We start from the raw sequence: 20,782 nt of genomic DNA, 5'->3' as shown, positions 1-20,782 counted from the left end.
CAAATCCGGACTTTCTAATCACCCGCACGGGGTGATGCCGCATCGAGGCGCCAAGGAGATACGGAACTGAAAGAGGCGGATATCCCGCCCCTGCGGCCATGCCGGGATCCGATTTGCCCATCATCACGACATCCCACGTTCCGCCCCAACCACCGCCCGGCCGGGGCGAAGTACCCTTCGGGCTAACAGATCACCCTGTGTGGATGGGGCTGGGCACGCACGCCGAGCGGACAATGAAAATTGTCATGAGTGCCCAACCGCGGAACGGGAGCGGCATCCGCCACTCCCGCTTCCTGCTTCAGGCAGGCGTCCAAGGAAGACGCGTCAGACCCGGCAACGCGGCCAGACGCCGTCGGCATATTGTTGGAGGTGGTTCGCGTGCCCGTATCCAGCAGCCCTGCCTCAACGGGTGCTTCCATGACGGCGCTGACTCATCCACACCCAGCCGCCTGTAGCAACGGGCCGGCGCGACGAGTTGCTACTTAGGCGGAGCCCCTCATGTCTCTCCAGGACCAGACCCCCGGCACCGGCAGCCCGGAACAGGAAGAAATACTGCGGCTTCGGGCGGAGGTTGCCCGGTTGCAGCGCGAACGGGACGACGCCAGAAAGGCCCGCCCGAGGACGGCCGGGCCTCATCCCGGACTGGCCCGCCGGATCATAGCGATCGTGCTGGTCGTACTGACCGCCGTACTGGCCCTCGCCGCCGTGCCCGCCATGTATTTGCGCAGCGAATTAATCGACACCGACCGCTACGTGGCCACCGTGGCGCCGTTAGCGTCGGACCCTGCGATCCAGGCCGAGATCGCAGACAAGGTCACGAAACAGATCACCGACTCCGTGGACTTTGAGACCATCACTCGCGATGCGCTCAACGAACTCAGCAAAACGGCGCCGCGCGTGGCCGCAGTGATCACCGGGCTGGCTCCGGTGATTGCGGAGCAGACAAAGAACCTCATTCATTCCACCGTGTCCAAATTCGTGGCAACGCCACAGTTCCAGGATCTTTGGATCCAGGTGAACCGGGTGGCACACCAGGGCCTGGTGAACCTTGCCACCGGTAACACCGGCGGCACGGTCAATATTGACCAGAACGGCACTGTAACGATCTCCACCAAAGAGATCATTGCCCGGGTCAAGACCGCCCTGGTCCAGCAGGGAATCGAGATCGCCGCCAGGATCCCGGACGTTGACGCGCAGATTACCCTGTTCCAGTCGCCGGAGCTGGTCCGGGCCACTAACGCCATCAGGACCCTGGACTCGACTGCCCCAATACTGGCGTGGCTGACGGTGATTACCGCCGTAGGTGCCATCGCGGTGGCACCGCGTGGCCGGAAACGGAGCACCACCAGCGGCGTCGGTTTGGGCGTGGCCATAGCCATGGCGGTGCTGGCGCTGGGACTAGTGATCGGGCGCAGTATCCTGTTGAATTCGATTCCTCCCGACTCTGTCTCCCCGGCGGCGGCTCAAAGCCTGGTCGAGACACTTCTGGTGCCCCTGCGGAGCAGCGTGCGGCTCGTCTTCGTGGTGGGACTCATCATTGCCCTGGCCGCATTCCTGAGCGGCCACTCACGTCCCGCTGAGTTTGTCCGCCACGGGCTGGCGAGTGCGGGCGACTACATCAACGGCAAGGTTGGTGCCGGCCAGGTCCAACCGTGGCAGCGGTGGTTGGCCCGTTACCGGAGGATACTGGACGCCGTCGTCGTCGGAATCGCCGTGCTGGTGCTGATCTTTTGGCAGGACCCGACGGCAGCCGTCGCCATCTGGACGGCGGTCCTCGCCGTCCTGGCCATTCTCCTCATCGAGCTGCTATGCCGGCCAGCCATTGTCCTAGGTCCGGAGGCCGACTCCGCCGCGGTGTCCGGGACCGGGACCGTCATGGAGCCCGCCGCCGGGACCGGTACCGCCGCCGGGACCGGTACCGCCGCGGGGGCCACTACCGACGCGGGGTCCGCCGCCGGGCCGACCGCGCCGGCGGCCTCATCCGGCCCCGGGTCCGTCGCCGCGTCCGCCGCCGGCCCCGCCACGTCGGCCGGTCCGCGGGACGAACCAAACCCGACGATTCCTCTGCCGTAGGGGCTCACGGTTTAGGGGCTGTCAGGGGCTCATTTGCCCCCGGCAAGAGGAAGCCGCCCGCCTGCTGCGGCGGGCGGCCCGGCTCTCGGCAACTGCGGGCTAGGCAACTGCGGGACTAGACAACTGCGGGCGAGAACTCCAGCAGGTCTTCCCCGCCGCCGTGGACCACAACGCATGTGGACTCCGGCACTTCCCGCCAGGCGCCGCGCAAGTCGCCCAACGGCTCGGAGACAATCAGCCGGGCGTCGTCCGAGAGGGCATGGAGCATGGGGTTGTCCGGGTACTGGGCGCGAAGCGTCGCGACGTCAGTGCTGTGGAACAGCGACCTGGACCGGCCTTCGCTTGAGTAGCGGAACGCCCAGGTGGTGTCGCCGTCGGTGGTTGCCACCGTCATCTGGATCGGAAAATCGATGCCGTGCTGCCTTCCGACGTCTTCAATCAGCCCTACCGCGGCAGAAACGGCCCCGTGGGGATCCTGCTCCAGGCCGAAGGTGAGCGCGAGGAAGAAGAACAGCTCCGAGTCCGTAGCTCCCTCGATCTGCGGAAAAAGCGAAGGTTCCACGGCCATGGCCAGGTCACGCTTCACCGCCGGAAAATCCGTGATGAGCCCGTTGTGCATCCACAGCCATCGGCGATGCCGGAACGGATGGCAGTTCGTCTGTTGGACAGCCGAGCCGGTCGAGGCCCGGATATGTGCGAAAACCCGCCCGGATGACGCCTGGCCGGACAGTTCGCGGAGGTTACGGTCGTGCCAGGCCGGCTCCGTGCTGTGGAACAGTCCGGGATACGGCGCCGAACCATACCAGCCAACACCAAAGCCGTCCCCGTTGGTGGTTTCAACTCCCAACCGTGCGTGTCTGCTTTGCATCACGAGCGAGTTGGCGGGTTTGTACAAAAGCTCCTCAAGGTTGATCGGCGAACCCGAATACGCGAGCCAACGACACATGGCGTCCTCCCTCTCCTGTGGACTGAAGTCCATCACGTGTGCGTGGCCGGCACATCATCACCCCGGGGTGATTCGACGGCCCAGATTCTCCGGCACGGATTTGCCGGCCCAGATTCTCCGGCACTGCTCCGAGGGGCCCACTTGGGGAAACTCCGACGACGCCGATCACCCCCTCTGCGTCTGAGGGACGGCCTTGCCCGGCGCTGGTGGGTGCCGCCCAGGATCACCCCCGGCGGGTGAGGTGCCCGTGTGGCGCGAAGCCAACACTGGTGATACCTGCCAGTGCCTGGGCTGCCAGGCGCAAGCGCATGAAGAGTGCGAGCCCATGAAGAGAGGGGCCTCCGATGTCGAGACCACCATCAACCGTCGCCCGGGTGTTGGCGCTCGGGGCCGCAATTGCGTTGCTCGGCGGCTGCAGCACCACCAGCCCGAGCAGCAGCCCCAGCGCCAGCCCCACCACCAGCCAGACTAAGACCGTTTCGCCCGTGTGTGCCGCCGCCGATGCCTTCTCGGCGGCCTTGACCAATTTCAAGGACACCCTCAAACCAGGCGCCACGATAGACCAGATCCAGACGGCCCGGGATCAGGTCCGGACGGCCTATGACGAGCTGGTCAAGGTTGCCGGGGACGCCGCCAAGGACCGGGTGGATGCCGTCAAAGCTGCTCAGCAGAAGTTTGCTTCCGCCGTGAACTCCGTGCCCGACAGTGCAACGCTTACTCAGGCTGTGAACTCGCTGCGGGACGAAGCCGCTAACGTGCAGGCGGCCATCAGCGACCTCACGAATGACGTCAAGTGCTAGGCCCACGGCCCGACCAGAGCCTGCGTCCAAAACAACGCCGCGCCGAGTGAAAGCAGGGAAGCCGAAATGAGTTTCTTCCAGAACTTTTGGGACATTGTCTGGTGGTTGTTCTGCGTCTACGCAATTTTCGCCTTCCTGTGGGCATTGTTCATGGTCATTGCTGATCTCTTCCGGGACCACGAACTCAGTGGCTGGTGGAAGGCCGTCTGGATCTTCTTCCTGGCCTTCGTGCCCTTCCTGTCGCTGTTGGTATACATGGTCGCGCGCGGCAAGGGAATGACGGAGAGGTCCAGGGAACAGGCCCGCAAGAGCCAGGCGGAAATGGATTCCTATATCCGGCAGGCCGCCGCAGCGAGCCCCAGTGAGGAGATCGCCAAGGCCAAGGCGCTCATGGACGCCGGAACCATCAGCGCGGCGGAGTTCGAACGGATCAAAAGCAGAGTAATTGCCTGACTCAGATTGGGGATCCCTATCAGCCGGCCAGCAGGCCACTATTAATCCACTACTCGCCACGCCTCCTCGCCTCTAAACTAGGGCCAGACTGAACCAAGGAGGGCTCAATGGAGCCGGCATCATCGGAATCCGATCCACGCCCTGCCCTCCCCCGCACCGTCACGATCCTGCTCACACTGGCCGGCGCCACTGTCGTGGCGTTCGGCCTTGGCGCCATGAGGGGAATCGTCACCCCCATATTCTTTGCGTTCGTTCTCACGCTGTGTGTTCATCCCATTCGCCGCTGGATGCAAGCACGGGGAATTTCCCGGGGCATCGCCACGGGGACAACCATCGCAGCCGTCTTCGGGTTGCTGACAGCTTTCGCGGCTGTCCTGATTGCCTCCCTCGCACAGTTCTCCGCGCTGCTGCCGCAATACGCCCCCCAGGTGGCCCAACTCGGCGCCAGTCTCGCCGGTCTGTTGGAATCGGTAGGTTTTGGGCCAGAGCAAGCCCAGGAAGTCCTCAACGGGTTTACGCCGGGCCGTATCATCGGGTTCCTCGGCGGCCTCCTGGGGAATATTGCGAGCCTGGTGGGGAGCCTCGTGGTCATCCTGACCATGCTCATCCTCATGGCCGTTGATGGCTCCCGCGTACCGGCCCTCCTGACGCATCTGAACTACCACCGGCCGGCACTGGTCACCGCGTTCATCGGCTTCGGTATAGGTGTGCGCCGTTACATGGTCGCCACCACGGTCCTCGGAATCGCCCAGGGCCTGTTCAACTGGCTGGTCCTGGTCATCCTGCAGGTCCCCGGCGCCCTGCTCTGGGGGTTGTTGTCGTTCATTTGCAGCTTTATCCCCAACATCGGCTACTTCATCGCGATCGTCCCGCCGCTGTTCTTTGGTTTCCTCACCGGCGGCTGGCCGACTGTCGTGGCCATCATCGTCATCTATGGCGGGATCAACAGCGTGATCCAGTCCATCATCCAGCCCAAGTACGTGGGCAACGCGGTGTCGCTCAGCGAGACTCTGACCTTTGCCTCCGTCCTCTTCTGGGCCCTGCTTCTGGGCCCGGTCGGAGCCATCCTTGCAGTCCCCCTGACGCTCTTCGTTCGCACGATCCTGCTCGATTCCGACCCGTCGATGTCATGGTGGCGGCCCTTCACGGGCGACAGAACCGACCTGCAGGTGCTCCTCAAGCAAGAGGACGAGGCGATCCGGGCCCGCCGCGGACGGCCCCGGCCGGGGCGCCCGGAAACGGGCAGTGCGCCGAAGGCATGACGTGCCGCCAGGGTGCCGTCCGGGGCAGGTGACAGCCGCATGCTGAACACGTTAGCCAGTCTGGTGCTCTTCGCCCTCGCCGGGGCCGTGAGCACCGTGCCCGTCAGCGTGACGATCATGATTCTGCTCTCGCCAAATCCACGCCGCGGCGCGCTTCCCTTCCTCATCGGCAGCCTCGTCGGTTCAATTGTGATGGTGAGCCTGTCGGCGGTCGGGCTCCAGCTCTTGCCCGTCAGGCCGCCGCTCCTGCGCAAGGACGAATGGGTGGCCCAGTTTGGCATTGTGATCGGTGCAATGCTGATCGGCTACTCCCTGTACCTCTTCGTGAGCAAGAGCCGGCGGGAAAACGCCATGCTCGGCAAGATGAAGTCGAGGTTCCGTTCGGCCCGGCCCTGGGAATTCGTCGTCCTGGGCCTGGGCCTAAACCTGCGTCCCAAGGCAATCCTGCTGGCCGTCGCGGCAGGTGCCGTGATCGGTGTCCAGGGCCTGCCGCCGCTGGAAGGAAGCGTACTGGTCCTCGCGTACGCCGCGGTGGTCCAGTCCGCCGTCGTTGTTCCGGTCGCCGTGTGGCTCCACTCTCCGGAGCGCGCCCAAGTGCCCCTGACCGCCCTCTACAACTGGCTGCAGCGCCACGGCCGCAGGATAGCGGCGATCGTCACCCTCGCGATCGGACTCTTCATCGTCGGCTACAGCTTCCTGCAACTCTGATCCGGAAGAGGCCGCGCAGATCAGGCCCGGGCGGGCACACCCCCGCGAGGCTCAATCCAGGAATGCGCCCTCGCCGGTGCCGGAGGGCTTGGGATCAGGGATCCGCATCATGCGGAAGGAGATCAAGAGGCCGGCCACGCTGGCGAGAATCGGGATCAGCAGACCGATCTGCAGGGCGATGGGCCGGGCGTCCGTGTTGATGCGGATGACTTCGGCCTGGATGTCCGCCGGCTGGCTGACGAGGAGTTCCGAGAGTTGGGTGTTGCTGAGGACCTGGGCGTCCTCCTCCAGCGCCTGCGCCACCTGCTGCTGTTCGGCGGGCGGGAGCACCGTGCTCGAGGTCGCCATGGCGGTGAAAATCAACGACAGCGAGGCCAGCATGATGGCGCCGGCGAACGCGAGACCGAACGACAATCCGAACGACCCTGCGGCCGAGTTCACTCCGGCAGCCTCGCTGACGCGCTCGTCCGAGATCGGGGACAGCGTGTAGTTGTTCAGCTGCGACACCAGCAGCCCGAGGCCGCAGCCCGCAATGATCAGCGGGACCAAGAGCCACCAGCCGGAGTCAGCGCGCGGCACAACAGGCAAGATCGCGAGCAAACCCACCAGCAGGAGAATGAAGCCCCATCTGATGATGCTTGCAGGGCGCCGCGTCCCGGCCCTCTTGCCGGCCAGCAGGGCAATGCCGAACATGCTCAGTGAGAGCGGCGCAATGGACAACCCTGCCTGCATCGCGTTGTACTCGAGCACCATCTGAAGGTAGATCGGCAGCACGATCATGGTGCCGCCGAGGGTGACCTGCTGGAGCATTTGCTGTGTAGCGCCGAACCGGAAGCCTTGCGACCGGAACAACCCTGGATCCAGCAGCATCGGCTTTTTGAGGCGCTCACGCCGCACGAGCCAGAAGAAGAGCCCGCCCAGTCCGGCCGCCCCGACAATCAGGAGGGCGCCAACAGCCTCGCCGCCTTCCTGCCAGACCAGTATTCCCAGGACGATTCCGCCCATGCCCAAGACGGAAAGGAGTGATCCGACGACGTCGAACTCCCGGGGTCCCGTATACGGGACGTCCTTCACGAGCTTGATTCCGGACAGGACGACGGCGATGATGACCGCTTCCAGCAGGAAGGCCACCCGCCAGGACAGAAATGTGGTGATGAAGCCGCCCAGGAGGGGCCCGACGGCGGCGGCGATCGCCGCCGAGGCCCCGACGAACGCATAGACGCGCTTGCGGGCATCGCCGTCGAAGTTGCCGTGGATGAGGGACTGCATCGCCGGAAGAAGGAGCGAGGCGCCCAGGCCGCCGATCAGGGCCCAGAAAATGAGGATCGCCGTGATGCTCTGAGCCAGCGTCATCGCCACGGCGCCCACAGCGTATCCGCAGAGGCCCAGGACATAGGCGCGCTTGCGTCCGATCAGGTCGCCCACTTTGCCGCCGATCAGGATGAACGCGGCGGATACCAGCGCTTCAAGGGCAATAGCCGCTTGAAGGTCACTGACGGTGCTGTTGATGTCCCTGACAACAGCGGAGATCGAGACGTTCATGATCGATGTGTCGACAACGAGCACGAACATCGCCATCGCCAACAGCAGCGCGAGTTTCTGGTTGAACTGCACCGGCTGGTTCCCGGCGTCGTTGGGAACGGTCATCGGTGGCCATCCCGCCGGTTTGCCGGGTCCGGGGTCATTTCACGACTCGACGTTTCACAACCGGGCATTTCACAACCGGGCATTTCACAACCGGGCATGTCGCCTCCTCTGGCGTTTGGCCGGGCAGGCGCACACATCAGCACGGCACTGCGGGAAAACATCCCGCCAGAGCCCGCCGTGGTGCGATGTTAATGCAAAGCTAACCGTCCGGTGCCCGGACCGAATCATTCCCGGCGGGTGAAGTTCCAGCCCCCGCCGCCCGCGCAGCCATAGAAGAACCGTGATCAACGCCGGTCATGCCGAATATGCCCTAACGTAGAAGCCTGCCCTGCTCTGTCGCGGGCAGATTCATCCCGTCCCGCTGAAGAACCCGACGCCCGGAGGCAACCACCATGGTCGAACAGCTAACGGCCTTTGTGCTGACCTGCCTGGTGGTGGTCCTCGTGCCCGGCCCGGACTTTGCCTTGGTCATCAGGAACGCGGCCCGCGGCCCCCGGTCCGCTGCAACAGCTGCCGCCGGCATCATGGTGGGCAACACGATTCTTGCGCTGCTGGCGGTGCTCGGTGTCACGGCGCTGCTGGGGGCCTCGGAGGTGCTCGGGACCGGGATAAAGATCGCCGGGGCCGCCTACCTGCTCTATCTGGGTGTCCGCGCGCTCGCCGAGGCATTCGCCAGGGCTCCCAAAGAACACACGCAGCCCGCGGGACCGCGGCCGGGCCGACAGCTTGGTGGCAGCTCGCCATTCGTGCAGGGAATGGTGAGCAACCTGCTCAACCCGAAGGTCGCCGTTTTCTATTTGTCGCTGTTCCCGCAATTCAATTTCGCCCCGCTGCCGTCGCTCGCCCAGCACACCGTAATGGCGTGCATCTTCCTGCTGATTGCCTTTGCCTGGTATGTGCTGCTCCTCAGCGGGCTCAAGAAGATCACGGGCTTTCTCGCCCGGCCCCGGACCGGCCGGATGGTCGTCGGTGGTTCGGGCGCTGTCCTCGTCGGGGTTGGCGGCACGATCCTGACCAAGACGCTGGCCTCCGCCTAAGCGCTCGGGCTAAGTGCTCGGGCTGGGCGCTCGGGCGTAAGCACGGGCGTCAGCACGGGCACGCTCAGTGACCCCGGCCCGGGTGTCACCCGAATCGGGTGATGGCCTGCGCTCCGGCTGTGTGCCACGATGAACGCCCGTGGTCCGTCGGAGGGATGGCGAAATCCTATGACCCGCAAGCCAGCCGAGCAGGCCGTCGCGGCTGCCCACCGTGAGCTGTCCGCATCATTGCCCTTCGCGGACGCTGCCGATCAGGAGGACGCGGCACGCGGGTTCATCGCGGCCCTGAGTCCCGCCGTCGTGCACGCAGCCGACGGGCGGGTGGTGTGGGACAACGACAAATACTCGTTTCTTGGCGGTGAGGCCCCCGACACGGTGAACCCGAGCCTCTGGCGGCAGTCCGGCCTCGTGGCCAAACAGGGCCTTTTCGAAGTGGTGGACGGCATCTACCAGGTCCGCGGCCTCGACCTCTCGAACATCACCTTCGTGGAAGGTGACACCGGGGTCATTGTGATCGACCCCCTCATCTCGACTGAGACGGCCGCCGCCGCGCTCAGGCTCTACCGGTCGCACCGGGGTGAGAGGCGTGTTGCCGCCGTCATCTACACCCATAGCCATGTAGACCACTTCGGCGGAGTCTTCGGTGTTGCCACCCAGGCGGATGCCGATGCCGGGCTTATCGAGGTGATCGCCCCGGACGGCTTCGTGGAGCATGCCGTCTCGGAAAACGTCTACGCCGGCACCGCCATGGCGCGCCGGGCCGGCTACATGTACGGGGCGGCCCTCGCATGCGGCCCGCGGGGCCAGGTGGGCGCCGGCCTCGGCCAAACGACCTCAACAGGGGAAATCGGGCTCATCGTGCCGACGCTGGACATCCGCGAGACCGGCCAGCGCCACACAGTGGACGGCCTCGAGATCGAGTTCCAGATGGCTCCTGGGACCGAGGCGCCGGCGGAGATGCACTTCTACTTTCCCCGGTACCGCGCCCTGTGCATGGCCGAAAACGCGACCCACACGCTCCACAACCTGCTCACCCTGCGGGGCGCGCTGGTCCGTGATCCGCATGTCTGGTCCACGTACCTCACGCAGGCGATCAGGATGTTCGGCACGCGGACGGACGTCGTCTTCGCCTCCCACCATTGGCCGACGTGGGGAGCGGACCGGATACTTTCCTTCCTCTCGACCCAGCGCGACCTCTATGCCTACCTCCACGACCAGACCCTGCGATACCTCAACCGGGGGTATACCGGCGCCGAGATCGCCGAGGCCATCGAGCTGCCGCCGGCCCTCGCGAACGCCTGGCACACCCGGGGCTACTACGGCTCCGTCAGCCACAATGTGAGAGCGATCTACCAGCGCTACATGGGGTGGTTTGACGGGAACCCGGCGCGCCTCTGGCCGCATCCTCCCGCCGGGCTGGCCACCCGCTATGTCGATGCCATGGGAGGGCTGGACCACGTCATCGGGACCGCGCGGACTGCCTTTGAGGCAGGTGACTTCCGCTGGGCAGCCACGCTGCTCGACCACGCCATCTTCGTCGATGCCGGCAACCCCGGGGTGCGGGAGCTCTACGCCGACACGCTGGAACAGCTCGGTTACGGCTCGGAGAACGGGACGTGGCGGAACTTCTTCCTCTCCGGGGCCACCGAACTGCGCGACGGCAACTTCGGGACGCCAACGGCGACGGCGGCACCGGCGATCGTCGCCCAGCTCACCCCCGAGCAGCTCTTCGGATCCCTCGCCATCGCGGTGGATGGACCCAAAGCCTGGAATCTGGACCTCTCGCTCAATGTCACGTTCACGGATCTCGACGCCACATACCATCTGACCCTCCGCAATGGCGTGCTCATCAGCGAGTTAGTGGCGGGCGAATCGGCGGACGCCGAGATCCGGCTCACCAAGGCCAGGCTGCTTGCCCTGCTCGGCGGGGACACCGCCTCGCCGGGCATCACCCTGACCGGCAGCACCTACGTCCTGCCGGCCCTGCTGGGAGTGCTCGACACCGGGGACCCGGCGTTCAATATCGTCACCCCGTAACGGGGGCAGTTCCCCGCGGCCGCGGCCCCTTGATCGAAGTCGCCGTCCTTGTTGCACTGGATACCTGGCCCTGATCGCATCCCTCATTCCCGCCGCCAGGCAACCGGAGCCGATACCAACCGCCAAGGAGCATGACCATGAGCGCTGACAACGTAACTACTGAACAGCTGATCATCATCGGATCCGGCCCGGCCGGCTACACCGCGGCGATCTACGCCGCCCGCGCCGGGCTAAGGCCGCTCGTCATCGCCGGGGCCGTCACCGCGGGAGGTGCCCTGATGAACACCACCGAGGTGGAGAACTTCCCCGGCTTCCCGGACGGCATCCAGGGCCCGGAACTGATGGACGGGTTGCAGAAGCAGGCCGAGAAGTTCGGCGCCCAGGTGGTGTTCGACGACGTCACCGGCGTCCGGCTCGCCGGCCACCTCAAGCGCGTGGTCACCGGCGCCGGAGAGACTCACGAGGCTCCCGCCGTCATCCTCGCCACCGGCTCCGCCTACAAGGAACTCGGCCTGCCGGAGGAAAAGAAGTTCAGCGGCCACGGCGTCTCCTGGTGCGCCACCTGCGACGGCTTCTTCTTCCGCGACCAGGACATCATCGTGGTCGGCGGCGGGGACTCCGCCATGGAGGAGGCGACCTTCCTGACCCGCTTCGGAAGGTCCGTGACGGTGGTGGTCCGCAAGGGTGAACTGCGGGCCTCCCGCATCATGGCCCAGCGGGCAAAGGACAACCCCAAGATCAGTTTCGCGTGGCACTCCGCCGTCACCGCGATCCACGGCAATGCCAAAGTCACGGGCGTCACCTTGACGGACACCCGCACCGGCGCAACCCGCGAACAGGCCGCCACCGGGATCTTCGTCGCGATCGGACATGTCCCCCGGACCGAACTGCTGGCCGGCCAGGTGGAGCTCGACGCCGAGGGCTACATCACGGTGGACTCCCCGACCACCGTCACCAACCTGACAGGGGTTTTCGCGTGCGGGGACGCTGTGGACCACCGCTACCGCCAGGCCATCACCGCCGCCGGCACCGGCTGCGCCGCGGCCCTCGATGCCGAACGCTACCTCGCCGCGCTCGACGACGCGGACAGCATCGCCACCGCCCTCGTCGAGGAACCCACCCATTCGTAGGTCACCGCATCCGCCCCGCCCAGCCCCGCCCCGCCCCCAACTAGCTAGCAGCAGGGGCCGTTTTGAGGGCTCAAAACGGCCCCTGCTGCTAGCTAGTTGGGCGGCCCTTCACTGAACCGCCACACCAGGACCAGGTCCAGGCCCAGGCAACACCGCTGCACGCAGTCTTGGCCGGCCGCGCTACGGCCCGGACGCCGTTTCATCCTTCGCGGTTGACGCCGGCCCGCCTTTACTGTCCAGTGCCTGCCGCCGGGCTGGCCTGGCCGCGTCGAACTGAGCCGTGTCGGTTTGGTCCGCGTCGAACTGAGCGGTGTCGAGCCGGTCCGCGTCGAGTCGGTCCGGGTCGAACTGAGCGGTGTCGGCTTGGTCCGCGTCGAGCCGGTCCGCGTCGACGGCGGCGAGGTTGCGGATCAGGACAATGAGCCAGGAGAAGATCAGCGAGGCGGCGATCAGCTCCACAGCGGTGAGGTTGTAGTAGCCGACGGGGAACCACAGCACTGCCGCGACGCCGATGGCCGCCAGGAACACCCACCCGAGCGCCGCGAAGGTCGCCGGGAGGGACGGGACGAGCGCGCGGATGCGGACAGCCAGGGATCCGAACACCACCACCATGCCGGACGCGGCCAGCGTGTGGAGGCCGAAGCGCTCATCGACGGGGAACACGCCGACGCAGGCGAGGAAGACGCCCATGAGGATGATGCCGCCTTCGAGCAGCTTCGCCCGATGACGCGCGGAAGGCGTGGTCGACGTCGTCGCAACAGTCATGGTGGCGTATCCCGCGAGGGTGGTGACCACGACGCCGGCGATGATCAGGGTCAGGTTGAAGGCCACCCCGGAGACGTCGGAGCTCGCGCCGAGGGCACTGAGGTTCTCCTGCCACCACTGAGGGTCCTGTGCCGTGAGCATGCTCGTGAGGACACCGGTGACCAGGAACGCGGCGAGGAGCGCGGCGAGCCGGTAAGCGCTCATGCCGAGCGCCGAGAGGTACGCGATGTAGGCGCTGACGGCTCCCGTGGTCCCGACAAGGACAGCCGCCGCCACGGGATAGAGGACCGCACCGATAAACGCCTGCTGGAAGATCGAGAAGAGGGCCAGCCAGCCGAGCAGGAAGATACACCCGTGGGCCAGTGCAAGCGCCGCGATGTCAATGACCTTGCGCGTCCGGCCGCCCCCACGCCCCGGCGGTGACAACGGCGGCCGGCGCTGCAGGCAACCGGCCACCACCGCCCCGGCACCAAGGACGGCCGTGCCGATCGCCGCGATGTCACCGGCTGAGCCGCGACCCGACAACGGAACCGGTTCCCGTCCGACCAGCAGAAACGCGACGCCGCCAAGGACCACGAAGCCCACGCTGCCGATGAAGAGCGCCCGCGACTCTGACGTGACGGCTGCGTGTTTGTTCCGGCCTGACATCACTCACTTCGATTCGCTGGCGTGGTGGTAACCCAACGCTAAAGCCCTCTGGGTTCGGCGCCGTCACCCGGAAGGGGTGAAACCCGCAGCGTCGGCCGGCGGATCACGGGCCTGGGCGCGGAATAATGTGCGGAACGATCAGCACGGGCTTGGCCTGCAGGCGGGTCAGGGACACGCTGACGGAGCCTTCCAGGAGCCGGACCATTTTGGCAACCCGCCCGGGCCGCTGCCCGCCGACTATCAGCGCAGCCGCATCCGCGCTTTCCGCCAGGCGACCCAGGGCCTGGGCCACTTCCCCGTTCAGCACCCTGAAGGACCATGCCCCGCCGGGCGGCCCAAGCACGCGCTCGAGCCCGGCCAGCATCTGCCGGGAGGGATACTCGGCGTCGACATTGCGGACGGGATCGAGCGAGGTGCCAGGCTGCGAGCCGGCGGGTGCCCACTCCGTGAGGTAGCTCGCCGGGTCCACGAACGCGCAGATCAGGTGAGCGTCCATGATGGCCGCGAGCCCCGCGGCGGCCCGCACCAGCCGCACCTCGAAATCCCATGGCACGCCGAGAACCAGCGGGCCGTCCGACCACGCCCCGGCGCCGGCCAGGCCGAAATCACCGGACGATTCCACGGGAACCATAAGTCGAGCCGCGCAACCGCTGGCCGGTTATGCCTTGAGGGCATGCAGAGAATCCACGCCTTCATTATGCCCATTCCCGGCCCGCCGGCGAAGGGCGCCGGGACTCCGGTTCACCCGGTCCGCCTCCGGCGGCTGACCGAGCGGCTGCTGACCGTCTGGTCCGGGGGCCGGGCCGGACGTGGTGCCTAGCTCGCGGTGGCAGACCGCAGGGCCTGCAGCAGCGGCGTCGTCGGGCGCCCGATCAGCCCGGACAGCTCGCCTGTGACGGTTGCCAGCAGACCGGCTTGGGTGTCCGTGTCAAGGGCGGCGAGGAATCCCGCGGTCCCCTGGTCGAGTCCGGCGCTGGTCAGGACCTCCACCAGCTCGGCTGCGGAGACGGGCTGATACACCACTTCCCGGCCCGCGATCTCGGTGAGCGCGGTCGCAAGTTCCTTGAAGTCCCAGGCGTAGTCGCCGGAGAGTTCGTAGACGCGCCCCTCGTGTCCCGCGGAGCTGAGCACCGCCGCCGCGGCGGCCGCGTAGTCGGCCCGCGCCGCGCTGGCGACCCGGCCGTCTCCTGCAGCGGCCACGACGGCGCCGGTCTGACGGGCCGTGGTCACGGCCTGGACATAGTTTTCGGTGTACCAGCCGTTGCGCAGGATCGTGTTCTCGAGTCCGGACTCGCGGATGAGTTCCTCTGTCGCCTTGTGCTCGGGTGCCAGGATCAGCTCCGTGGTGTCCGCGGCCAGGACGGACGTGTAGGCGATGAAACGGACGCCCGCGGCCTTGGCCGCGTTGATCACATTGGCGTGCTGCGCCACACGGGAGCCCACTTCGCTGCCGGAGACCAACAGGAGTTTGTCGACACCCGCGAGGGCGGCCTCCAGCGCGGCCGGATCGGAATAGTCCGCGGCGCGCACCTGGACGCCACGGACACGCAGCTCCTCAGCCTTCCCGGCGTCGCGCACTACCGCCACCAGCGAGGCTGGTTCCTGGCTGGCGAGCAGTTCCTCGAGGACCAGCCGGCCCAGCTGTCCTGTGGCACCTGTTACTGCAATTGTCATGCTGCGCTCCTAGAGTCCGCGGTGAAGTTCATCAAGCTTTCGGCGGGCCGGCGAACCGGCCCGCGGTGCACAACCGGTCCCCGGTCCGGGGCATTCCGGTGTTACGTTGTGCGACGTTAATGCCGTGCGGCGCCGGCATTCGGCCGGCTGACCCTACCCCGGCGGTCGCGTGGTTAGGTCAGGGTCCAGGAGCGCTTGGACAGCCCGAACCAGAAACCGTCGATCGCCGTCTTGGCCTGGATGTCCCCCGAGCCGTATGCCGCCCCGAGGGCCACATAGAGCGGGGCCCAGTGCTCGCTCCGGGGGTGCGCCTCTCGGGCGGCCGGTGCTTTGTTCAGGAAATCGAGGATGGCGTCGACGTCGCCGCGGGCCATCGCTTCCTCGGCCCAGTGGTCGAATTCGCTGGAGGCCGCCGGCGGCGTGGTGTCCGGTCCGCCGGCGGGATTGAACCAGCGCAGGTTGTGAGTGGTGAATCCCGAACCGACGATCAGAGTTCCCCGGTCGCGCAGCGGCCCCAGCGACATCCCGAGTTCGAACAACCCCTGCGGGTCAAGCGTCGGCATGGACATCTGCACCACCGGCACGTCCGCCGCGGGGTACATCTCCTTCAGCGGAACGTAGGCGCCGTGGTCCAGGCCGCGGCTTTCGTCGCGCTCCACATGGTGGCCGTGGGCGGCGACGAGTTTCTCCACTTCGGCAGCGAGCTCCGGTGCCTGCGGGGCGTCATAGGCCACCTCATAGTACTTCTGGGGGAAGCCCCAGAAGTCGTAGACCAGGCCGGGATCGCGACCGGTGGCGCTGAGCGTCACCGGGGCGTTCTCCCAGTGGGCGGAGACCATGAGGATGTCCTTGGGCTTGCCGAACGTGCCGGACCAGGCGTTGAGTTCGCGGGTCCACGTGGAGTCGTCGGCCAGCGGCGGGGCACCGTGGCTGAGGAAGAGGACCGGCGGCCGGTCAGTGGTCTGAGTCATGGCATCATCCTATCCTGTTTTTGTTGAAGCTTCAAGCTTCTTGCCTGCCGCCCTGCCAGCGGCGTCGCCCGGCTGTCAGAACGACGGCACAGTGAACCCGAGGCCCAGGAGGCCGCGGCCGGCCTGCTCAAGAATCGGGTCCCCGGCCAGGGCCGCGTGGTTCATCAGGACGTTGACGTCGCGCTGGATCCGCTGCAGTGGATGCGCTAAGCGGTGCACGCTCCCGCCGGATCCCGCCATGACCACCCGGACCGCCGCGGCCGACGCCTCCCCGCTCAATGCGAGGGACAGACGGTACTGGCTGCGCTCCCGGTCGGTCATCGCTGCCGGCCGGCGCGCGTGCGAGGCAGAGACCACCCCAACCGCTTCCTGCCAGTGCAGCCGGGCCGTGCCGACCAGCCCGTAAGCCTGCGCATAACGGACCTGCGCGAGCGGTGAATCCGCCTGCCTGGCTTCCGCCGTATGTTTGACCTTCCGCACCATCATCAGCTCGCCGAAGAGTTCGACGGCGTACTCGGCGGATCCAAGGGCGGCGGCAGGAGCCACCATATTCAGCAGCGCACCCATGGGGGTATGAATCAGTGGGTCCAAGTGGAGCTCGCTGCCCGGATTCTCTTCCGCGGCCAGGAGTTCCCAGTCCAGCGCCCGATGCTCCGGGACGAACAGGCCCTCCGCCAGGATGTCATTGCTCCCGGTCCCCCGCAGTCCGGCCGTCTGCCACACGTCGAGCACCTCGACCTCGGCCAGCGGCACCAGGCACTGCAGGCGCACCGCGCCGTGCTGCGCTGCCAGCAGCGCCCACTCGGAATGCATCACCCCGGACGCAAAAGTCCACCGGCCCGAGATAGAGTAGCCGCCAGGAACTTTCTCGGCCACACCCGCCGGCGCGCCGGTTGCGGCCGCCAAAGGGGCCGGCCCGCTCGCGAAGACTTCATCCTGCGCCTCCCGGGGCCAGCGCGCCAGCATCCAGACATGCTCGATCAGATGGCCGGCGCTCCAGGCGGTGGAGGCGCAGCCCCGGGCAAGCCGGCGGACCACTTCGCCATAGGTCTCCAGCCCCATGCCAAATCCGCCGACCGCCGTCGGAGACAGCAGGTGAAAGATTTCGGCCGACTGCAGCTCCGCCATGGTGGACTCCGGAATGCGGCGAAGGCGCTCCGTTTCCTCGGCCCGCTCCCGCAGGGCCGGAACGAGCCCCTGGGCCCGGGCGAGCATATCCTCATGGGCCGGGACAACCGATGCCACAGCATCGGCCCGCGCCGCAGGCTCGTAGCCGACGCTGATTTTCGCCTCACTGCGGCCGGGTCCGACGTCGGGCGGCAGCGCGAGCGTGTGGGCGGTGTGGTCCTGCAGCGCATAGGCATCGAGCTTGCTGTACAGTCCGATCCCGCGGCCCTCCTGGCGGAGGTAGAGCAGGAATCCGCCTGCTGCGGCGATGCGCTCCACGGCCTCCCGCAGCTGCGGGCCGCAGTCACACCGCTGGCTCCCGAACACATCCCCGGTCAGGCACTCGCTGTGCAGCCGCACCAGCGGCCCCGCACCATCCGGCCCTATGCCGCCTGGCGCCGCATCCAGCAAGGCCTGCTCCCACTCGCCGAGGGCCAGTAGCAGGTGCTCCTTTCCGTCGGCGAGCCCGCTGAAGGTCATCACTTCAGCCTCGGCGGTGAAGCCGTCCGGAAAGCGCAGCGGCACCGAAACACGGGTGCGCACGGCGGCCGCAGGTACGGCAGACGCCTGAAAAATGGTCTCTGACGCAAGGGTCATCTCGGGTCCTCAGGTATTCGGCACTGGGCTCAGACGCCTGGCCAGAGCGGATGTGACCGGCCAGGCGGCGTCACGTTCCGCGGCTCTCCCGCGAAACTTTACTTGAAACTTTACTTGAAGATTAAAGTTATCGCCCGAACGGCCGGGGATGCAAGGGGTGACTCCGTGTGACGGCTTCTTCGACGGCTTCCGGCCGGACCAGTGGGACACTCCAGGGTCGGTGACCTGCCTGCCCGGGGCCGCCGTCTTCATGTTCGTGCCCCGCGACGCCGGATAACACCGGCGGGCGCTCCCCCGCCGGTTCGCCCTACCGGCCTGTCATGCGCTCAAGCACCCGGCCGAGGATCCGCGCACCTTCACGGAAGGCGCCCGGGTTGGGTCCGGCGTAGTTGAGCCGGATGAACGGGCCGGCCGGTTCGGCCGGGAACCACTCGGTTCCGGCGGCGATGATGACCCCCGCCGCCTCGCAGTCACGGACAAGCTGGTCGACGTCGGTCCCGTCAGGCAGGCGCGCCCAAAGGTTCAGCCCGCCCCTGGGCATATGCTCAACGTGGGCCAGCGGGGCATGTTCCCGCAGGCTGCCGACCAGCAGGTCCCGGCGGGACTGGAGCTGGTGGCGGAGCCCGCGAAGGTGGGTCTGCCACGCCGGCTGCGTCACGACGTCGAGGGCGGCCGCCTGCAGAACGCCACTGACGTACATCGACTCGGCACTGCGGTCGGCCAGAATACGCTCACGCGCCGGTCCGCGGGCGATCACCGCGGCAATGCGGATAGCCGGGGACACACTCTTCGTCAGCGAGCGCAGGTAGACGACATGGCCGGAATCGTCCCGGCTTGCAACGGGCACTGCATCGGTGGTGATGCCGAAATCGTGCGCCCAGTCGTCCTCGAGAAGGAACGCGCCGTGCGCCCGCACAACGTCCAGGACCTGCTCGCCCGCACGGGCCGACCACTGCGCGCCGGTGGGATTGGCATAGTTCGGCTGCGCATAGAACAGCCGCGCGCCGGTCTCGTCAAAGGCGCGCGCCAACTCCTCCGGATCCGGACCCTCGGGACCACTTGGCACGGGAACAACCCGGACACCGGCCTGCGCCGCGGCCAGGATGGCTCCCCAGTACGTCGGGGACTCCACCAGCAACGGCTGCCCGCTGCCAACCAGCGCCCGGAACACTGAGCTGAGTCCGCTCTGGCTGCCGGGAAGCACGATGACGTCGCTGGGCGTGGGCGGGATGACGCCGGCCGGAGTGGAGGCCCGGAGTTCGTGCGCGAACCAGGACTGCAGTTCGGGCAGGCCCGCGGCGGGCGGACGGGACAAGGCCGCATCTGCCCGGGCTGCGCGCGTCAGTGCCGCCCGGACCAGGCGCTCGGGCAGGAGTTCGCGGTCCGGATAGCCGGAGTGGAAAGCAATGGCATCGTTCGGTGCACTCCGCATCGCCGTGGAGACGGACCGGAGCGGAGCACGAGGCGTTCCCAGCGCGGCGGTCTGCCAGCCGTAGTCCGCGGGACGGGCTATCCGGACGGCCCGCACGAAGGTTCCGACGCCGGGACGGCTCTCGATCAGGCCCTGCGCGGCGAGCGTGCGGAGCACTTTCTGCACGGTCACGGGGCTGGCCTGGTATTCGGCAACCAGGGACCGCGTCGACGGCAGCCGGGCCCCGGGCGCGGCACCCGCAATCCATTCCCGGAGCCGGGCCGCGATTATCGAAGTGCTATCGTTGGACATGAAAGTCAATAGTAGCGCTACTCATCATCTTGACCAACCGTTACCGTCCCGGCCGGTCACCGGACTGTGGTGGGGCCTGCTCGGCGTCGCCGCGTTTTCCTTCACGGTTCCGTTCACCCGGGTGGCGGTTGGGGGCCTGTCGCCGCTGTTCATCGGATCAGGCCGGGCCGTCGTCGCGGCGGTCCTCGCCGCGTGTGCCCTCGCTTTGACCCGGCCGCGCCGGCCCCGGGGCGCCCAATGGGCGCGCGTTGCCGTCGTCGCCGGCGGGGTGGTGGTCGGCTTCCCCCTCCTGACCTCGTTCGCCCTCGCCTCCGTGCCCGCCAGCCATGGCGCCGTCGTTATCGCGCTACTCCCCGCGGCGACCGCGACGATGGCGGTGCTGCGTGGCCACGAGCGCCCGCCCGTCATGTTCTGGGTCATCACCGGCGTCGGCGCCGTCGCGGCAATCGGATTCGCGTCCGCGCAGTCCGGGGGCCTCGGACAACTGCACCTGTCGGACCTGCTGCTCTTCGGTGCGGTTGCGTCCGCGGCGATCGGTTACGCCGAAGGCGGCAAACTCGCCCGCGAACTCGGCGCCTGGCAGACCGTCTCCTGGGCGCTCGTCCTGGTCTCACCTCTCATGGTGTGCATGGCGGCAGTCTCCGTGGCCGGGCAGCCGCCGTCGGCTACCCCTGTGCAGTGGGCCGCTTTCGCGTACCTTGGGGTCGTGAGCATGTTTCTTGGCTTCTTCGCCTGGTACCACGGGCTGGCCATCGGCCCCATGGCGCAGGTCAGCCAGGTCCAACTGGTCCAGCCCGTGCTGAGCATCTGCTGGGCCGGGCTCCTCCTGGGCGAAACCCTGACGTGGACCACCATCCTCGGCGGCGCCGTGGTCGTTTTCTGTGCCGGCCTGGCCGTCCGCTCCCGCCCCGGCCCCATCAGGCCGTCCAGCGCAACAGTGCCTTTCAGCGAAACAGTGCCTTTCAGCGAAGCAGTGCCGTCCAGCGCAGGGCAGGAGGCGGAAGCGAAGGACCTGGCCACGGCGAAGCAGTCCCGCTGATACGGCCACCTTCTTCCCCCGGCCTCTCCGCCGGCAGCCCGCATCCGCAACCCGTACCCGTACCCGCTCCTCCTTACAACTCATCCGGTCCGCGTCCGATCCGCC

At 67.2% G+C, this 20,782-nt stretch carries 17 protein-coding genes; 9 read left to right on the top strand and 8 right to left on the bottom strand.

What is annotated here, in order from left to right; genetic code table 11:
* Nucleotides 1-498: 498 nt before the first annotated feature.
* Complete coding sequence (locus LDO15_RS10285; protein ID WP_223986694.1) at nucleotides 499-2,073, top strand: hypothetical protein; 1,575 nt, start codon at nucleotides 499-501, stop codon at nucleotides 2,071-2,073.
* Between the two features lie 115 nt (nucleotides 2,074-2,188).
* On the opposite strand, the gene LDO15_RS10280 is transcribed toward LDO15_RS10285, so the two are convergent.
* Complete coding sequence (locus LDO15_RS10280) at nucleotides 2,189-3,019, bottom strand: class II glutamine amidotransferase (protein WP_223986690.1); 831 nt, start codon at nucleotides 3,017-3,019, stop codon at nucleotides 2,189-2,191.
* A gap of 344 nt (nucleotides 3,020-3,363) precedes the next feature.
* Here LDO15_RS10280 and LDO15_RS10275 point away from each other — a divergent pair, with 344 nt between their 5' ends.
* From LDO15_RS10275 to LDO15_RS10260, 4 genes are all read left to right on the top strand, one after another.
* A complete protein-coding gene (locus LDO15_RS10275; RefSeq protein ID WP_223986687.1) occupies nucleotides 3,364-3,819 on the top strand; it encodes a hypothetical protein in 456 nt (151 codons plus the stop codon).
* Nucleotides 3,820-3,885: 66 nt separating this feature from the next.
* Nucleotides 3,886-4,272 (top strand): SHOCT domain-containing protein, encoded by a 387-nt coding sequence (locus LDO15_RS10270; protein ID WP_223986685.1) that lies wholly within the window; start codon nucleotides 3,886-3,888, stop codon nucleotides 4,270-4,272.
* A gap of 107 nt (nucleotides 4,273-4,379) precedes the next feature.
* Entirely contained in the window at nucleotides 4,380-5,534 is a 1,155-nt protein-coding gene (locus LDO15_RS10265; RefSeq protein WP_223986683.1) for an AI-2E family transporter, read from the top strand.
* Nucleotides 5,535-5,573: 39 nt separating this feature from the next.
* Nucleotides 5,574-6,242: a GAP family protein gene (locus LDO15_RS10260; RefSeq protein ID WP_223986680.1), complete on the top strand. Its 669-nt coding sequence runs from the start codon at nucleotides 5,574-5,576 to the stop codon at nucleotides 6,240-6,242.
* Nucleotides 6,243-6,293: 51 nt separating this feature from the next.
* Here LDO15_RS10260 and LDO15_RS10255 read toward each other — a convergent pair whose 3' ends face one another.
* Nucleotides 6,294-7,889 carry an MFS transporter gene (locus LDO15_RS10255; protein WP_223986678.1) on the bottom strand — a complete coding sequence of 532 codons (1,596 nt, stop codon included), beginning with the start codon at nucleotides 7,887-7,889 and terminating at the stop codon, nucleotides 6,294-6,296.
* 392 nt (nucleotides 7,890-8,281) lie between these two features.
* On the opposite strand from LDO15_RS10255, the gene LDO15_RS10250 reads away from it, so the two are divergent.
* The 3 genes from LDO15_RS10250 to trxB all read left to right on the top strand — a co-directional run bounded on the left by LDO15_RS10250 (nucleotide 8,282) and on the right by trxB (nucleotide 12,093).
* Nucleotides 8,282-8,926, top strand: coding sequence for a LysE family translocator (locus LDO15_RS10250; RefSeq protein WP_223986676.1), 645 nt, complete (start codon nucleotides 8,282-8,284; stop codon nucleotides 8,924-8,926).
* 168 nt (nucleotides 8,927-9,094) lie between these two features.
* Nucleotides 9,095-10,963, top strand: a complete 1,869-nt coding sequence (locus LDO15_RS10245) for an alkyl sulfatase dimerization domain-containing protein (RefSeq protein WP_223986674.1) — start codon at nucleotides 9,095-9,097, stop codon at nucleotides 10,961-10,963.
* 137 nt (nucleotides 10,964-11,100) lie between these two features.
* Nucleotides 11,101-12,093 (top strand): thioredoxin-disulfide reductase, encoded by a 993-nt coding sequence (gene trxB / locus LDO15_RS10240; protein WP_223986671.1) that lies wholly within the window; start codon nucleotides 11,101-11,103, stop codon nucleotides 12,091-12,093.
* A gap of 180 nt (nucleotides 12,094-12,273) precedes the next feature.
* Here the strand turns inward: trxB and LDO15_RS10235 are convergent, their stop codons facing one another.
* The 6 genes from LDO15_RS10235 to LDO15_RS10205 form a co-directional block, all read right to left on the bottom strand.
* Nucleotides 12,274-13,506, bottom strand: a complete 1,233-nt coding sequence (locus tag LDO15_RS10235; protein ID WP_223986668.1) for a hypothetical protein — start codon at nucleotides 13,504-13,506, stop codon at nucleotides 12,274-12,276.
* 103 nt (nucleotides 13,507-13,609) lie between these two features.
* The gene (locus tag LDO15_RS10230; protein WP_223986665.1) at nucleotides 13,610-14,128 is read right to left on the bottom strand and encodes a universal stress protein; all 519 of its coding nucleotides are present in this window, start codon (nucleotides 14,126-14,128) and stop codon (nucleotides 13,610-13,612) included.
* 194 nt (nucleotides 14,129-14,322) lie between these two features.
* A complete protein-coding gene (locus LDO15_RS10225; protein WP_223986663.1) occupies nucleotides 14,323-15,180 on the bottom strand; it encodes an SDR family oxidoreductase in 858 nt (285 codons plus the stop codon).
* Between the two features lie 173 nt (nucleotides 15,181-15,353).
* The gene (locus LDO15_RS10220; protein ID WP_223986661.1) at nucleotides 15,354-16,151 is read right to left on the bottom strand and encodes a class III extradiol ring-cleavage dioxygenase; all 798 of its coding nucleotides are present in this window, start codon (nucleotides 16,149-16,151) and stop codon (nucleotides 15,354-15,356) included.
* A gap of 75 nt (nucleotides 16,152-16,226) precedes the next feature.
* The gene (locus LDO15_RS10215) at nucleotides 16,227-17,915 is read right to left on the bottom strand and encodes an acyl-CoA dehydrogenase family protein (RefSeq protein ID WP_276572946.1); all 1,689 of its coding nucleotides are present in this window, start codon (nucleotides 17,913-17,915) and stop codon (nucleotides 16,227-16,229) included.
* A 307-nt stretch (nucleotides 17,916-18,222) separates the two neighbouring features.
* Nucleotides 18,223-19,638 carry a PLP-dependent aminotransferase family protein gene (locus tag LDO15_RS10205; RefSeq protein WP_223986659.1) on the bottom strand — a complete coding sequence of 472 codons (1,416 nt, stop codon included), beginning with the start codon at nucleotides 19,636-19,638 and terminating at the stop codon, nucleotides 18,223-18,225.
* Here LDO15_RS10205 and LDO15_RS10200 point away from each other — a divergent pair.
* Nucleotides 19,637-20,677 carry a DMT family transporter gene (locus tag LDO15_RS10200; RefSeq protein ID WP_223986657.1) on the top strand — a complete coding sequence of 347 codons (1,041 nt, stop codon included), beginning with the start codon at nucleotides 19,637-19,639 and terminating at the stop codon, nucleotides 20,675-20,677. The two genes, LDO15_RS10205 and LDO15_RS10200, sit on opposite strands and share 2 nt — an antisense overlap.
* Nucleotides 20,678-20,782: the final 105 nt, after the last annotated feature.

The organism is Arthrobacter sp. NicSoilB8 (genome assembly GCF_019977355.1).
GTDB lineage: Bacteria > Actinomycetota > Actinomycetes > Actinomycetales > Micrococcaceae > Arthrobacter.
The sequence above is the reverse complement of the archived record's forward strand: the minus strand, read 5'-3'. Positions and strand labels throughout refer to the sequence as shown.

Bases quoted from the DNA above. Each gene is read 5' to 3' on its own strand.
- LDO15_RS10285 (WP_223986694.1), top strand. From the start codon at position 499: ATGTCTCTCCAGGACCAGACCCCCGGCACCGGCAGCCCGGAACAGGAA.
- LDO15_RS10280 (WP_223986690.1), bottom strand. From the start codon at position 3,019: ATGTGTCGTTGGCTCGCGTATTCGGGTTCGCCGATCAACCTTGAGGAG.
- LDO15_RS10275 (WP_223986687.1), top strand. From the start codon at position 3,364: ATGTCGAGACCACCATCAACCGTCGCCCGGGTGTTGGCGCTCGGGGCC.
- LDO15_RS10270 (WP_223986685.1), top strand. From the start codon at position 3,886: ATGAGTTTCTTCCAGAACTTTTGGGACATTGTCTGGTGGTTGTTCTGC.
- LDO15_RS10265 (WP_223986683.1), top strand. From the start codon at position 4,380: ATGGAGCCGGCATCATCGGAATCCGATCCACGCCCTGCCCTCCCCCGC.
- LDO15_RS10260 (WP_223986680.1), top strand. From the start codon at position 5,574: ATGCTGAACACGTTAGCCAGTCTGGTGCTCTTCGCCCTCGCCGGGGCC.
- LDO15_RS10255 (WP_223986678.1), bottom strand. From the start codon at position 7,889: ATGACCGTTCCCAACGACGCCGGGAACCAGCCGGTGCAGTTCAACCAG.
- LDO15_RS10250 (WP_223986676.1), top strand. From the start codon at position 8,282: ATGGTCGAACAGCTAACGGCCTTTGTGCTGACCTGCCTGGTGGTGGTC.
- LDO15_RS10245 (WP_223986674.1), top strand. From the start codon at position 9,095: ATGACCCGCAAGCCAGCCGAGCAGGCCGTCGCGGCTGCCCACCGTGAG.
- trxB (WP_223986671.1), top strand. From the start codon at position 11,101: ATGAGCGCTGACAACGTAACTACTGAACAGCTGATCATCATCGGATCC.
- LDO15_RS10235 (WP_223986668.1), bottom strand. From the start codon at position 13,506: ATGTCAGGCCGGAACAAACACGCAGCCGTCACGTCAGAGTCGCGGGCG.
- LDO15_RS10225 (WP_223986663.1), bottom strand. From the start codon at position 15,180: ATGACAATTGCAGTAACAGGTGCCACAGGACAGCTGGGCCGGCTGGTC.
- LDO15_RS10220 (WP_223986661.1), bottom strand. From the start codon at position 16,151: ATGACTCAGACCACTGACCGGCCGCCGGTCCTCTTCCTCAGCCACGGT.
- LDO15_RS10215 (WP_276572946.1), bottom strand. From the start codon at position 17,915: ATGACCCTTGCGTCAGAGACCATTTTTCAGGCGTCTGCCGTACCTGCG.
- LDO15_RS10200 (WP_223986657.1), top strand. From the start codon at position 19,637: ATGAAAGTCAATAGTAGCGCTACTCATCATCTTGACCAACCGTTACCG.
- LDO15_RS10205 (WP_223986659.1), bottom strand. From the start codon at position 19,638: ATGTCCAACGATAGCACTTCGATAATCGCGGCCCGGCTCCGGGAATGG.